Genomic DNA, 14,626 nt, shown 5'->3' on the forward strand with positions numbered 1-14,626 from the left:
ATCGATCCGGGCGCAGCGGCTCCGGTTTGCTTCGCTGCACCTCCTTCCGCTGTGTCTGGCTGCGCCAGACGGTCGCTGCGCTCCCACCCCCGGATCAATCCCTCCACTCAGCCTTCCGACGTCGCCGGTGGATCAAGATCAAGAGCACTCGAGCTTGCGCTCATTGTTGAGTGGTGCGGCTTCGCCGCGGGCAGCTGCGCTGCCTTGCTTTTCTGTGGGAGCGAGCCTGCTCGCGAAAGCTCCCTTCCAGACGACATCAAACCACCTGCCTGTCAGAGGCAATCCCTGCACTTAAACATCATCAAATAGCCACGTTTAAACTACACGACCCGTTACGCCATCCCGGCTACAACTCCTTGCGCCATTGCCTACGCCTACGCCAGAATCCGCCGGCTTACGCGTCTAGGCGGCGGGCTATATCGTTTGTCTGTCACTGAAAAACAGTGATGGGGTTTGGTAGCCCGCGTCGAAACCGTTGTATAGCGTCACCGTATGCAGTCCCGTTTCGGGGCTCGACTTTTATGGTGGGCATGCGTGGGGCTCCTTTGTGAGCGCCGGGTTTCCTGTTTCGACCGGTCTACCAACCTGCGTATGACCACCACCTTTCGTTTGGTAGCGAGGGTGTTGGCTCCCAATATTCGAAACCGGAGTACGCCCATGTTCAAAGTCACCCCAAACCCGCCACCCCCCCAAGACCGCGCTCTCGATCCGCAAAAAATCCAGGAAGCCACCGACCGCGCCCTCGATTACTACCTCAAACCCGAAGATCTGGCCGCTCCACCAAGCTCTCCAAAATATCGCCCGATCTATGTCGTGGACCCCACGCTGGATGACGAAACCCTGTTGGTCGAGGCCTGCGAGTCGCTTTCATACGCGCATGCCATGGCCGGTAACATCGCCAACTCGATAGGCGGCCCGGAACGCAAACCACTGCTGGCGCTGCAACAGGTGATCATGCTCAACGAACTGTTGGTCAATCGACTGCTGGACAAGCTCAAGTTGCCTCAATAATTTCGCTGGCTGTTATGGCCTCTTCGCGAGCAGGCTCGCTCCCACAGGGGATTGGTGTCTGGCACCTAATCTGTGATCACCGCAGATCCAATGTAGGAGTGAGCCTGCTCTCGAAGCGCCATACGGCTGAAAGGGCGGGGATGCAATCTGATCGAAACGTTGTCGCGAAAAATCACAAATCATCCCTAAGCAAGTTGAAAGTACCTATAGGCTGCGTTCGGTATCCATGGCTTTTGAACTTTGCTTCAAATGTACCTTTAGCAATCCCCTTAGTGGGATGGATGTCGATAGTGACCGTGGCTTCATCAGCATCAACATAAGTAAATCCATAAAACCCAGAGGGTCCAGGTGACGAGTGGCCGTGCTGGAATGTCAGCCCGTCTTCTAGCGTATAGGTTTTATGGAACGGGGCGTCACTGGTATAGGGGATCGAGAAAGAGTAGAGAAAGATGTTCTTCTCCTCCAGCGTTCCTGTAGATCCTGAGATTGACCAGCTCTTTTCGCCCGTCGGAATAAAATGACGTAGCTCAAAAGAAATTATAGTGGCCGTTGTTTCAGGGTTGGTGCCGAATTGCCAAGTGAAAACATTAGACTGTTTTGCAATGGCACCTGGTTTTGGGATGAGGATGCTATGTTTGCTCATTTTTTAGCTCCTTGGTCATATCGTGATAATGAAAACCATCTGTTCAACGATTTATAGATATGCCCCTGAAACTTGAATGTCTACTGTAAGACCTGACAGTAGACATACGCTGTATTCTGTGGATTTTCGCCAGGATTTCCGAATGTGCAGCGCAAAACTTTCTGATGAAGTTCAATATTAGATGTCTCGGTTTGGCAGGCGGCGCAATGCAAGACTGAACTACTCAAGCGCAGTCTCAACCTACTCAAATCCTATTGAGTAGTTCATTGACACAACAAAAAACCCGGAAAGCTCACGCCATCCGGGTTTTTTCATTCCAGCCTTCAATCAGCGATTAAACCGCGCCACCAACGAATACTGCGTGTTGGCCGTCTTCGTCAGTTCTTCACTGAGCAACGCCGAGTTGTGCGCTTGTTCCGAGGTCTGATCGGCCAGTTCCGAGATATTGCTGATGTTACGGCTGATCTCCTCAGCCACGGCACTTTGCTCTTCGGTCGCGGCGGCGATCTGGGTGGTCATGTCGGTGATATTGGCCACTGCTTCGCTGATGCCGACCAGTGCCTGATCCGCTTCCAGAACCCGGGCCACGCCTTCTTCGGCCTGGCGATGCCCGGCTTCCATGGTTTGCACGGCGCTGGAGGCAGTCTGTTGCAACTTGGCGATCAGGGCATGAATCTGCCCGGTGGATTCGCTGGTGCGTTGCGCCAGTTGGCGGACTTCGTCAGCCACTACCGCAAAACCACGGCCCATTTCACCGGCACGCGCCGCTTCAATCGCAGCGTTGAGGGCGAGCAGGTTGGTCTGGTCGGCGATGCCTTTGATCACGTCGACCACGCCACCGATTTCGTCGCTGTCCTTGGCCAGTTGTGTCACGGTCAGGCCGGTTTCGCCGACGACCACCGACAGGCGCTGAATCGCTTCGCGGGTTTCCCCGGCAATGTCGCGGCCACGCCCGGTCAGGCGGTTGGCTTCCTGGGTGGCGTCAGCGGTGCGCTGTACGTGGCTGGCGACTTCCTGGGTGGTGGCGGCCATCTGGTTGACGGCGGTGGCGACCTGTTCGGTTTCCACGCGCTGGCGTTCCAGGCCGGTTGAGCTGTTGTGTGCCAGGGCGTCGGACTGCTTGGCCTGTTCGGTCAAGTGCTCGGCGGTGTCCTGCAGGCGGGTCAGACAGGTTTTCAGGCGTGCTTCCTGGCTGAGGATCGACATTTCCAGACGCGCCTGGGCGCCACGGCTGTCGGTGTACATCTGCGCGATCAGCGGGTCGGAGGTGGTCTGTTCGGCCAGGCGCAGCAGGCGCTTGAGCCCGCGTTGCTGCCATTGCAGGCCCATCAGGCCCAGCGGCACCGACAAACCGGCGGCGAGGGCGAAGCCCCACTGCGAGTTCAGCGTCGCGCCGATCATGAAGCTCAGCTGGCTGACCAGAATGAACGGCAGCCAGTCCTGCAGGAGCGGCAGCCATTTGTCCGTCGAAGGAATCGCCGACTTGCCCTGGTTGATGCGTTGGTAGAGCGCTTCGGCGCGGCGGATCTGTTCGGCGGTGGGCTTGACGCGCACGGACTCGTAACCGATCACCTGGCTGCCATCGAACACCGGTGTGACGTAGGCGTTAACCCAATAGTGGTCACCGGATTTGCAGCGATTCTTAACGATGCCCATCCATGGCAAGCCTTGTTTCAGTGTGCCCCACATGTGCGAGAACACCGCCGATGGCACGTCAGGGTGGCGGACCAGATTGTGCGGCGCACGGATCAGTTCCTCCCGCGAAAACCCGCTGATCTCGACAAAATCGTCGTTACAGTAGGTGATCATGCCCTTGGCATCGGTGGTGGAAATCAACCGTTGCTGAGCTGGAAAGGTCCGCTCGCGTTGTGTAATGGGCTGGTTGTTACGCATGGTTTTTCAATCCGCAAGGCTTTGAATGGTTGTCGGCGCCGACAGGTTTTTATTGAAGTTTTTTTTCAGATTTAAGTACGCCGTCGCAAAACCGCGCTTGCGTCAACTGGCCAGCATCGGATAGGTGAACAGGCCGAAGTGCAACAGGTTCAGGCCGAAATGGGTGGCGATCGCCGCGCCCAGTCCGCCGAAACGGTAGGCCAGACCATAGCCGACCCCGGCCAGTCCCGCCAGCAACACCCAGGTCCAGCCAGCGCCGGCATGCACCAGACCAAACAACAGCGAGGCCAACAGCAGCGCGAGGTTGTCGCCGTAGGGCAGGTGCTTGAGGCGACGGCTGAGTCCGCCCTGAATATAACCGCGAAATAGGGCTTCCTCGACCAGCGTCACCAGCAGCAGATTGTTCAGCACCCACAGCCAGGCCTGATCCGGCCATTTCGGTGCCCAGGCGATCACGCCAAGTAAAAGCGCGCCGCCGAGGGCGAGAATCGCGCACAGCGTCAGGGCGAGGGCGGTGGCATAGACCGTCAGGCGCAACGAACGCCGCGCGACGATCCACGGACAAACCAGCAGCAACCAGAAGCCCACCAGCGGTTTGTCGAGATTGAAGTACATCGCGAACGGCACCGCGTTGTCAGTGAAACGTTGCGGATTGATCACCCGGGCGTTGGCGAAGCCCGGCAGCCAGTGCATCGCCAGTGCCACGGCCAGAACGATGAACAGGCCATGGCCGAGCCAACGCGCGACCGGCACCTCTTGCTGACGCACGGCGAACGCGGCGAACAGCAAAAGCCCCACGGAGATCAATGCCAGCCAACCGAGCTGGCCGTAGCTCAGGGCCAGTCCGTAACCGAGGCCGAGCAGCGCGAGGTAGAGCCAGGGCAGCGCCTTCATCGAAAGTCCTTGTGCGAGATTTCTGGAAGGGGCTTTCTACACGGGCGAGGGAGGTGGGACAAGTGAAGGTGTGGCAGTGATGCCAGACACAAATCAAATGTGGGAGCGAGCCTGCTCGCGAATGCGGTCTTCCAGATGACGTCACTGGCGCCTGACACTCCGCCTTCGCGAGCAGGCTCGCTCCCACAGGTTTTGCATTCGGCTGGATATCAGCGCAGGCCCAGTTTGGCCGCCGCGCGTTCAGTAATCTCGGTGCGCAGCTTCAACGAAGGCGCCGCGCGCAACCGCGCTTCATTGACAACCGCACTCGGCGCCACGTCCGGGCTGCCGGCATTGAACGGCGGTGCCGGGGCATATTCCAGTTGCAACTGCACCAGTTGCGCTGTGTCGGCATCGACCAGTTCCGCCGCCAGCACCAAGGCAAAATCGATCCCGGCAGTGATTCCGCCACCGGTAAACAGATTGCCGTCGCGTACCACCCGATCCTTCACCGCAACCGCGCCCAGGGTCGGCAGCAACTCGTGATAGGCCCAGTGCGTAGTCGCGCGCTTGCCCTTCAGTAGCCCAGCAGCGCCGAGCACCAGCGAGCCGGTGCACACCGAGGTCACGTAACGTGCCTGGGCGGCCTGGCGTTTGATGAAGTCCAACGTCTGCTGATCTTCCATCAACGGCCCGACGCCGCCACCGCCGGGCACGCAGATTACGTCCAAATCCGGGCAATCCTCGAAAGTTGTAGTCGGTTTCAGCAGCAGGCCGGTGCTGGACGTCACCGGCATCAGGTCCTTCCAGATCAGGTGCACCTGCACGCCGGGCAACGAGGCGAGGACGTCGTAAGGGCCGGTGAGGTCGAGTTGCTGGACCTGCGGGAATAACAGAAAACCGATCTGCAGCGTCATCGTTCTTGCTCCGTTGAAAGAAGTGGACGACTGCACTGTAGGCGCGTAGGTTCTGGCGCATACGCCAATAACCCCACGAATTACGCCAAATGCCTAAAGCCATTCACGTCCTCGCGTTTGCCAACATGCAGATTCTCGATGTTACCGGGCCGTTGCAGGTGTTCGCCTCGGCCAACGATCTGGCTCGCCAGCGCGGTTTGCCCACACCCTATGCGCCGAGCGTGATCGCCAGCGGCGGCGGGGCGGTGATGTCATCGGCGGGGTTGGCGGTGCTCGCCGAACCGTTGCCGCAAACGCCCAGCGACACCTTGATCATTGCCGGTGGCTGGGGCATTTATCCCGCCGCCGAAGACTCGCAACTGGTCGACTGGGTGCGCGAGCACGGCACTCATTGTCGGCGCGTGGCTTCGGTGTGCACCGGGGCCTTTCTGCTCGCCGCCAGCGGCTGGCTCGATGGCCGCCGCGTGGTCACGCACTGGACGCGCTGCGAGCAACTGGCCGCGCAACATCCCAATCTGCGCGTCGAAGCCAATCCGATTTTCATCAACGACGGCCCGGTGTGGACGTCCGCCGGGGTCACGGCCGGTATCGATCTGGCGCTGGCCATGGTTGAAGAAGACCTCGGCCGCGACATCGCCCTCGACGTCGCCCGGCACTTGGTCGTCTTCCTGAAACGCCCGGGCGGGCAGTCGCAGTTCAGCGTGACGCTGTCGCTGCAACAACAGGGCAACCGCTTCGATGAACTGCACGCCTGGATCGCCGAGAACCTGACCTGCGACCTCAGCATCCCGACCCTCGCCGAACAGGCTGGCATGAGCGAACGCAGCTTCATCCGCCACTACCGCGCCGACACCGGCCAGACCCCGGCGCGGGCGATCGAATTGATCCGCGTCGAAACCGCGCGGCGACTGCTCAGCGATACCGGTTTGCCGGTGAAACGCATCGCCGCCAATTGCGGGTTTGGCAGCGAAGAGACGCTGCGGCGCAGTTTTTTGCGAGCGATTGGCGTGACGCCGCAGGCTTATCGGGAGCGGTTTTCGGTCAGCGTTGCAGCAGATCCAGTATTGCCTTGAGGGTTTCCTGCGGCGCTTCTTCGGGAATGTTGTGGCCGACACCCGCGAGCACGCGCCGCTCATAAAAGCCGCTGAAATGCTCGGCATCTTCATCAATCAGCGAAGGCGGGCCGACGCCATCATCGCCACCGCACAGCGAAATACTCGGCACGCTGATCACCGGCTTTGTGGCCAGCGCTTCTTCCATCCACTCCAGGGCTGGATCGCCCGGGGCGTAGCCGAAGCGATGCCGATAGGAATGAATCACCACGTCGACAAAGTCAGGATTATCAAAAGCGCCAGCGGTCAGCGGGTAGCGTTCGTCCTTTCGCGCCCATGTCGGCGACCACAGCCGCCAGAGCAACTGACACAACTCCCGGCGATTCTGCTTAAGGCCCTCGGCGCCACGCGGCGTGTGGAAATAGTACTGATACCAGAGCCGATGCTCGTCTTCCGGGTCCAACGGCTGGTTCGCATGGGCGATGTCCTGCACGAGGTAGCCGTCGCCGCTGACCAGCCCGCGCACTCGCGCCGGAAACAACGCCGCGACAATACACGCTGCCCGACCGCCCCAGTCATAACCGCAAAGCGTGGCCTGTTCGATGCCCAGCGCATCCATCAGATCGAGCAAGTCCTGCGCCATCGCAGCTTGCTGGCCGGAGCGCAGGGTTTGCGCACTGTTGAACCGGGTCGGCCCGTAACCGCGCAAGTACGGCACGATGACGCGGTAGCCTCGCGCGGCCAGCGCCGGGGCGACTTCGTCGAAGGTGCGCGGGGAATAGGGGAAGCCGTGGAGCAGAATTACCGGGGCGCCGTTGTTCTGACCGTGCTGTTCGTAGGCAATGGTCAGGGTTGGGGTAAGAACGCTCTCGATCATGACGAACCACTCCGTTTGAATCGTATTCAGACACTCTGGATCTGCGAACGGAATGCGGGTCACCGCTGCGCAGGTTTCACCATGAATATGGGCCTGAGCCAGTTGTCTGGCATGCAGGCCCGTTGTGGAAACATACCTGTCGATCAGAGATCGGTCTGACAAGCGCTGGCGAAAAAGCGCTCAACGCTACGGCTGCCAGGAACTCTTCTCGCCACTCAGCTTGCGATCAAGAAAACTCGCCGCACTGATCAACGCCAGATGCGTCAGCGCTTGCGGCGTGTTGCCCAGGTGCCGCCCATGGCTGTCGAACTCTTCGGCGTACAGCCCAAGCGGATTGGCATATCGCAACAATTGCTCGAACTCCAGGTGGGCTTTTTCCACCTGGCCGGCGCGGGCCAGGCATTCGACGTACCAGAACGAACACGCGGCGAACGCGCCTTCGATGCCGCTGAGGCCATCGATGTTGGCGTCTTCGTTGCGATAGCGATAGACCATGCCGTCACGCACCAGGGTTTTTTCGATTGCCTCCAGAGTCGACAGCCAGCGCGGATCCTTGGCGCTGACGAAGCGCACCAGCGGCATCAGCAGCATCGAGCCATCCAGTGCGGTACCGCCCTTGTACTGAACGAAATGCCCGCGTTCTTCGTCCCAGAAGTTTTCCCAGATATCGGTGTAGATCGCTTGCCGGGTGTCATCCCAACGGGCGAACGGCGCCGGCAGCGAACGCTTGGAAGCCAGACGGATCGCCCGGTCCAGCGCCACCCAGCACATCAGCCGCGAGTGCAGGAAATGATGGGTCTCACCGCGCATTTCCCAAATGCCGACATCTTCGCTCTGCCAGTTTTCGCAGACCTGATCGACCACTTCGCCGACGTGCCGCCAGCCTTCGTGGGAAATCGCATCACCGTACTTGTTGACCAGATACACGGCGTCCATCAGCTCGCCGAAGATGTCCAGTTGGACCTGATCGTAGGCACCATTGCCGATCCGCACCGGTTGCGCGCCGCCGTGACCGGACAGGTGCGTGAGTTCGGTTTCCGGCAACTCCTGCTGGCCGTCGATGGCATAGAGGATGTTGAGCTTCATCGGTTTGCCGCAGCAATCGCTGACCCGTCCGCGCAGCCATTGCATGTAGTGGTTGGCTTCATCGACAAAGCCCAGGCGCATGAACGCGTAAACCGTGAACGAGGCATCGCGGATCCACGTGTAGCGGTAATCCCAATTGCGCTCGCCGCCGGGAGTTTCCGGCAGGCCGAAGGTGGCGGCGGCGAGGATCGCACCGTGGCGACGCGAGGTCAGCAGTTTCAGGGCGAGGGCGGAGCGATTGACGATTTCCCGCCAGCGCCCGCGATAGTTGGATTGGCCGATCCAGCCGCGCCAGTATTTGAGGGTGCGCTCCATGCACAACTCGCCGGCGCCTTCGGCAAAACGCGGATCGTCGCTGCCGCCGAGCATGAACGCGGCGGTTTCATTGTGCTTGAGGGTGAACTGCGCGACGGCCGCTTGCGCGTCGATCTGCAGTGCCTGATCTGAAGCCAGGCGTATCGACGGCTGGCCAGCGGCGTGGAACGTTACGTCTTTTTCGTCCATTTCTGCCCGGGTGTCGGCGCGGCCATAGTCGTGGCGCACCGCGCAACGCAGATTGAACGTCGCCGAGCCGCTGACCACGCGCACCCGGCGCATCAGCAGCGGCAGGGCGTCGACATCGTCTCCGATGGGCAACAGATCGGTGATTTCCACCACTGCGTGCTCACTTAGCCAACGGGTCTGCAAGACGTTGGTGTCGGGCAGATAAATCTGTTCCCGGCGCGCATCCGGCAAGTCCGGCGCGAGCTGGAAAATCCCTGCTTCAGGGGTATCGAGCAGCGAGCAGAAGATCGTCGGGCTGTCGAACTCCGGCCAGCAGAAAAAATCCACGCTGCCCTTGTCGTTGACCAGTGCGGCGCTGCGCATGTCGCCGATGATGCCGTGGGCACCGATGGGACTTTGTTGTTCCACTTCAGGCTCAGCCATTGCCGCGAAACTCCGGATAGAGGCTCATCCCGCCATCGATGAACAGGGTGGTGCCGACGATGTAATCGGACAGGTCGCAAGCGAGGAAAACCACTGCGTTGGCGACATCCTCGACATCGCCGATGCGCCCGTACGGAATCAGCTCAAGAAGTTTGTCGCCGGCCGCGCCTTCAGTGGCTTCTGTGTTGATAGCCGTGCTGATCGCACCGGGCGCGATGCTGTTGATGCGGATGCGCTGGTGGCTGACTTCCTGGGCGAGGCTCTGCATCAATTGATCGACGCCGCCCTTGGACGCCGCGTAATTGACATGCCCGGCCCATGGAATGCGCTGGTGCACCGAACTCATGTGAATGATCTTGCCCGCCGCGCGCGACACGCCTTCGCGCACGCCCTGACGCTGGAAAATCCGCAACGCCGCCCGTGCGCAGAGGAACTGCCCGGTGAGGTTGACGCCGATCACCGTGTTCCAGTCGTCGAGCGTCATGTCCACGGCAGCGGCGTCTTTTTGCAGGCCGGAATTGGCCACCAGAATGTCCAGCGAGCCGAAGGCTTCGACGGTCTCTTTGAACAGCCGCTCGACATCTTCTTCTTTCGAAACATCGGCGCCGATAGCGAGGGCCTTGCCGCCCTCAGCGTTGATTTGTGCAGCCAGTTCTTCGGCAGGTTCGGCGCTGCTGTTGTAGTTGATCACGACCGCAGCACCGGCCGCAGCGAGTGCTTTGGCGGCGGCATGGCCGATGCCGGAGCTGGCACCCGTGACCAGCGCCACCTGATGAGCGAGGGAAATCTGCATGACGATTCGCGCCTTGGTTCCAGAGACTTAAGTAGCTGACTGATGGCAGACGCTGAGAGTTCATTTGCTGGATGCGGTGATTGCGCCGGCCCCTTCGCGAGCAGGCTCGCTCCCACCGGGGGACGGCATTTCGAATGTGCGAGCGAAGGGGCCTTCACAGACCGCTAACAATTGCGCGCTTCCACGGTATTCAAGGCTATGGCAACTTGGCCGCCCCTGATGAGGCTGCAATCGATGGCAAACCCCTACCGCGAATTGTTCACCGCCCCCGGCGCCCGTGCGTTTGTGCTGGCCGGGATGCTGGCGCGCATGCCGATTTCCATGACCGGCATCGGCCTCATCACCATGCTTGCGCAGTTGAACGGCGGTTATGCGCTGGCGGGTGCGGTGGCGGCGACGTTTGCTTTGGCCACGGCGTTTTGCGCGCCGCAGGTATCGCGACTGGTTGACCGCTACGGGCAGGGGCGGGTGCTGCCGATCGCAGCGCTGACCGGTGGCGGCGGGTTATTGATGTTGCTGCTGTGCACGCGTTTGCAGGCGCCGGACTGGACGTTGTTCGTCTTCGCCGCGCTGGCCGGGTGCATGCCGAGCATGTCGGCGATGGTGCGGGCGCGCTGGACCGAGATCTATCGTGGCCAGCCGCAATTGCAGACGGCGTATGCCCTGGAGTCGGTGCTCGACGAAGTGTGTTTTATCGTCGGGCCGCCGCTGTCGGTGGGCCTGTCGGTCGCGGTGTTTCCCGAGGCCGGGCCGCTGGCGGCGCTGTTGGCTCTGGCCATTGGCGTGACGGCGTTTGTCGCCCAGCGCAGCACCGAGCCGCCCGTGCACGCGCAGGAGTCGCAGCATCAGGGCTCGATCATTCGCTCGACCGACGTGCAATGGCTGCTGGCGTTGATGCTGGCGATGGGCGTGATCGTCGGAGTCATCGATGTGGTCAGCGTCGCCTTCGCTCAACATCAGGGCCAGCCGGCAGCGGCCAGTATTGTCTTGTCGGTATACGCAATCGGCTCGTGCCTGGCCGGGATCGCCTTCGGTGCGATGCGTTCGAAACTGCCGTTGCCGCGCCTGTTTCTCTACGGCGGTGTGGCGACGGCGGTGACCACGCTGCCGCTGCTTTTGGCGAGCAACATCCTCGGCTTGTCGATCGCGGTATTTATCGCCGGACTGTTCTTTTCGCCGACGTTGATTGTTGCGATGGCGTTGATCGAACGCATCGTGCCGCCGGCCAAACTGACTGAAGGCCTGACCTGGCTGGTGACCGGACTGAGCATCGGCGTGGCGATCGGCGCCGCCGGTTCCGGCGCGCTGGTCGATGTTTTTGGCGCGCGCAGCGGATTCTGGCTGGCGATTGCGGCGGGGGCGGTGGTGCTGATTTCAGCGTTCCAAAGTTTCCGTCACTTGAAATGAAATTCCACTGTGGGAGCGAGCCTGCTCGCGAAGGCGGTGTGTCAGTAAATATCTTCATACCTGATACAACGCCTTCGCGAGCTGGCTCGCTCCCACAGTTATTTTGCGGTGTTACCAGCCGCGGCCGGAGTTGATCCAGAAGTTGACTGATAACGAAGTCGACACCGACTCCACCTGATGGAACCATCCCTCTGGCAAAAACAGCAGATCCCCAGCCTCCAGCGTCACCCGCAAAAACGTCACCTCCCGCGCTGCCGGGAAGCGTTCATAGTCCGGCGCGTCCGGGTTGAAATCGCAGCCATCCAGACCTCCCTTGGGCGCGGTCGACCAAGTGCCCAGTGCCTCGCGGTGATGAGGTGCGGCAAGGGTGAATTTTTTCTGCCCCCAGACCTGGGCGAAGAGGTTGTCGGTGTCATCGCGGTGCAACGGCGTCAGCGTGCCCTTGGGGCCGATCCAGATACGTGGCGGAATGAACAGCGACGTGTCGAAGTAGGGCGGGTACTGGATCTGCTGCAACAATTGCGCGGGCAGGATGTTGTTGCCCATGTACGCCGGCGGCTCGCCATCCGCGCCTTTGACCGCCGGGCTGTCCAGCGAGGCGATGAATTCGGCCATCGAGGTCGAGCGGAAATCACGCTCGGTGGAAAAGGTCTTCTTCACATAATCGCCATGGCGGGTGATGCCCTGCAGTTCAGCGAAATGCACCAGCGATTCCTCGCGGCTCAGGCTGAACAATGGCCAGTCGTGCAGGGCATTGCTGATCACCAATGGAATGCCGTTGGGCAGATACCGGGTTTCGAATTCGTGCCGGCTCAACCCTTCGCGCGCACGGCGTTCGATGCTGGTCTGCCGAGGCAGCGCGGCAGTGAGCTTTTCGCTGAAGCGCGGTGGCGTCGGGTAGCGCTTGTTCATGTCAACCTTTTCCACCGTGCCGCCACCCTGGCGAGCGTGGTCGATGATCTGCGGCAACATCGTCGCCAGGCCCATGTTGCCGCCGATCTTCAGGCGCCCGCTGGCGAACAGTTCCTCGACATTGACCACGCCGGCCATGATCCCGAGAAATTCCTTTTGCGCCACTTCGATGGTCACGTCCGGGCTTGGATGGCGCCCGATTTCCGTGCGCTGGCTGGTCTTGATGTCGTACCAGTACGCCTGTTGCGCGCTGAAAATGAACTGGAAAACGCCCTCGATGCCGACCGCGCCGGCGTTGGCGAACAACTTGCCCAGAATGCTCTGCAGGTCCACGGTGATTCCTCGCGATTGTTGTTTTTTTCCTGAACAGGCAACGAGCGGCTCGCGGGGGAATTTAGCGGCCGGCGACTAATTTGTCCGGCCAGTGATCCGTCTTTCTTGCAGACACATTTTTCAAGGAAAGCGCGGTGACCAAGCTGACATTGCTGTGCCTGCCCTATTCGGGCGCCAGCGCCATGGTTTACAGCCGCTGGCGGCGTCAACTGCCGACGTGGCTGCAATTGCAACCGGTGGAACTGCCGGGACGTGGCGCGCGGTTCGATGAACCGCTGCAAACCGACATGCGCGCACTGGCGCGGCAACTGGCGCGCGAGCACAAGCCGGGGTTGCAAGGCCCGTATGCGTTGTTCGGGCATAGCCTCGGTGCGTTGCTCGCCTGCGAAATGGCCCATGCCTTTCGCGAATTGGGTGTGCCGGAGCCGCTGGCGCTGTTCGCCTCCGGCACCGCCGCACCGTCCATGCGCAGCGATTACGACCGAGGCTTTGCCGAACCGCGCAGCGATGCAGAACTCATCGAACAGTTGCGCACTTTTCAGGGCACCAGCGAAGAAATCCTCGCCAATCAGGAATTGATGAGCCTGACCCTGCCGGTGCTGCGCGCCGATTTCATGATGTGCGGGCGCTTCACGCCTGCCGAGCGGCCCTTGCTCAATTGCCCGGTGCACGTGCTCGGTGGCAAGGAAGACCGCGCCACCACCGAACAACTGATCGGCTGGAGCAAAGAGACCCTGGGCAGTTTCTCGGTGGACATGATGACCGGCGGGCACTTCTTCATTCATGAGCACGAAGCGCGGGTCATTCGCACGATCAAGACGCATCTGGAAGTGCATCACCGGCGCCATGCGCAGGCCGCGCAACCGGCGTTCTGAGACGCGACTCATCTATCACGCATATTCAGGAGGCCAGTCATGACTGTTGCTCTGGGATTTTCCGTTCGGCCATTGCTGCCGCAGCGCGGACGCTTGCCGCTGTTGATCGAGGCGAGCGATGCCGACACTGATCTGTTTGCGGTATTCGATGAATTGAAGGAGCTGGTCGACGAGCATCTGCTGCGCGACGGTGGCGTGCTGTTTCGCGGCTTCCGCCTCGACGGCGCCGAGCAGTTTCGCCAGTTTGCCGCGAGTTTCGGCCATCCATTGCTCAACTACGAGTTCGGCTCGACGCCGCGTACCAACGTCACCCAAGGGGTGTACACCTCCACCGAATACCCGGCGCACCAAAGCATTCCGCTGCACAACGAACAGGCTTATTCCCGCGACTGGCCGATGAAGATCTGGTTCTACAGCATGATCGCCGCCAAGTCCGGCGGCGAGACGCCGATTGCCGACAGCCGCGAAGTCTACCGGCGCATCCCGGTGGCGATCCGCGAGCGTTTCGTCAGTAAAGGTCTGATGTATGTGCGCAACTTTGGCAACGGCCTCGACGTGGCTTGGGAAGACGTGTTCAACACCGAAGACCGTGAAGTCGTCGAGGCTTACTGCAAGGCTCACGGCATAGTTTGCGAGTGGAAGGACGACGGTGAGCTGCGCACGCGGCAGACCTGTCAGGCGGTGGCGGTGCATCCGGTGACCGGCGACCACGTCTGGTTCAATCAGGCGCACCTGTTTCACATCTCCAACCTGCCAGCGGACGTGCGCGAAAGCTTGCTCGACATCGTCGACGAAGAAGACCTGCCACGTAATGTCTACTACGGCGACGGCTCGCCGATCGAAGACGAAGTGCTGGCGCAGATTCGCGCGGTGCTCGACGACTGTGCGATCAGTTTCCCCTGGCAGGAGGGCGATGTGCTGATGCTCGACAACATGCTCTCGGCTCACGCGCGCTCACCGTTCGAAGGGCCGCGCAAAGTCATCGTGGCCATGGCCGAGGGGCATTCGCAGGACGCGCGCTGACCTG

At 60.9% G+C, this 14,626-nt stretch carries 13 protein-coding genes; 5 read left to right on the forward strand and 8 right to left on the reverse strand.

From position 1 onward, the window contains the following. The first annotated feature begins 657 nt into the window (after positions 1–657). Positions 658–1,011 (forward strand): DUF6124 family protein, encoded by a 354-nt coding sequence (locus tag CKW30_RS00115; protein ID WP_095179456.1) that lies wholly within the window; start codon positions 658–660, stop codon positions 1,009–1,011. A gap of 172 nt (positions 1,012–1,183) precedes the next feature. Here the strand turns inward: CKW30_RS00115 and CKW30_RS00120 are convergent, their stop codons facing one another. The 4 genes from CKW30_RS00120 to inhA all read right to left on the reverse strand — a co-directional run bounded on the left by CKW30_RS00120 (position 1,184) and on the right by inhA (position 5,337). Further along, positions 1,184–1,654, reverse strand: a complete 471-nt coding sequence (locus tag CKW30_RS00120; protein WP_052392185.1) for a hypothetical protein — start codon at positions 1,652–1,654, stop codon at positions 1,184–1,186. A 327-nt stretch (positions 1,655–1,981) separates the two neighbouring features. Continuing rightward, positions 1,982–3,547: a PAS domain-containing methyl-accepting chemotaxis protein gene (locus tag CKW30_RS00125; RefSeq protein ID WP_041479077.1), complete on the reverse strand. Its 1,566-nt coding sequence runs from the start codon at positions 3,545–3,547 to the stop codon at positions 1,982–1,984. Between the two features lie 102 nt (positions 3,548–3,649). After that, positions 3,650–4,441 (reverse strand): CPBP family intramembrane glutamic endopeptidase, encoded by a 792-nt coding sequence (locus tag CKW30_RS00130; RefSeq protein WP_095179457.1) that lies wholly within the window; start codon positions 4,439–4,441, stop codon positions 3,650–3,652. A 209-nt stretch (positions 4,442–4,650) separates the two neighbouring features. Beyond that, entirely contained in the window at positions 4,651–5,337 is a 687-nt protein-coding gene (gene inhA, locus CKW30_RS00135) for an isonitrile hydratase (RefSeq protein WP_095179458.1), read from the reverse strand. 89 nt (positions 5,338–5,426) lie between these two features. Between inhA and CKW30_RS00140 the strand changes: the two genes are divergently transcribed. Next, positions 5,427–6,410 (forward strand): GlxA family transcriptional regulator, encoded by a 984-nt coding sequence (locus CKW30_RS00140; protein WP_095179459.1) that lies wholly within the window; start codon positions 5,427–5,429, stop codon positions 6,408–6,410. Here the strand turns inward: CKW30_RS00140 and CKW30_RS00145 are convergent. From CKW30_RS00145 to CKW30_RS00155, 3 genes are all read right to left on the reverse strand, one after another. Then, positions 6,379–7,266 (reverse strand): alpha/beta fold hydrolase, encoded by an 888-nt coding sequence (locus CKW30_RS00145; RefSeq protein ID WP_095179460.1) that lies wholly within the window; start codon positions 7,264–7,266, stop codon positions 6,379–6,381. The two genes, CKW30_RS00140 and CKW30_RS00145, sit on opposite strands and share 32 nt — an antisense overlap. A gap of 186 nt (positions 7,267–7,452) precedes the next feature. After that, on the reverse strand, positions 7,453–9,279 hold the full coding sequence (locus CKW30_RS00150; protein WP_095179461.1) for a glycoside hydrolase family 15 protein: 1,827 nt from the start codon (positions 9,277–9,279) through the stop codon (positions 7,453–7,455). After that, complete coding sequence (locus CKW30_RS00155) at positions 9,272–10,072, reverse strand: glucose 1-dehydrogenase (RefSeq protein WP_095179462.1); 801 nt, start codon at positions 10,070–10,072, stop codon at positions 9,272–9,274. Before CKW30_RS00155 ends, CKW30_RS00150 begins: the two co-directional genes overlap by 8 nt. 234 nt (positions 10,073–10,306) lie before the next feature. On the opposite strand from CKW30_RS00155, the gene CKW30_RS00160 reads away from it, so the two are divergent. Then, complete coding sequence (locus tag CKW30_RS00160; RefSeq protein ID WP_095179463.1) at positions 10,307–11,479, forward strand: MFS transporter; 1,173 nt, start codon at positions 10,307–10,309, stop codon at positions 11,477–11,479. Between the two features lie 111 nt (positions 11,480–11,590). Here CKW30_RS00160 and CKW30_RS00165 read toward each other — a convergent pair whose 3' ends face one another. Continuing rightward, positions 11,591–12,724: a cupin-like domain-containing protein gene (locus CKW30_RS00165; protein WP_095179464.1), complete on the reverse strand. Its 1,134-nt coding sequence runs from the start codon at positions 12,722–12,724 to the stop codon at positions 11,591–11,593. A 134-nt stretch (positions 12,725–12,858) separates the two neighbouring features. Between CKW30_RS00165 and CKW30_RS00170 the strand changes: the two genes are divergently transcribed. Next, a complete protein-coding gene (locus CKW30_RS00170) occupies positions 12,859–13,599 on the forward strand; it encodes a thioesterase II family protein (RefSeq protein WP_095179465.1) in 741 nt (246 codons plus the stop codon). Positions 13,600–13,638: 39 nt separating this feature from the next. Next, positions 13,639–14,622: a TauD/TfdA family dioxygenase gene (locus CKW30_RS00175; protein ID WP_095179466.1), complete on the forward strand. Its 984-nt coding sequence runs from the start codon at positions 13,639–13,641 to the stop codon at positions 14,620–14,622. The last annotated feature ends 4 nt before the right edge of the window (positions 14,623–14,626 follow it).

This window comes from Pseudomonas sp. Irchel 3F6, assembly GCF_900187595.1.
Lineage (GTDB): Bacteria > Pseudomonadota > Gammaproteobacteria > Pseudomonadales > Pseudomonadaceae > Aquipseudomonas > Aquipseudomonas siliginis.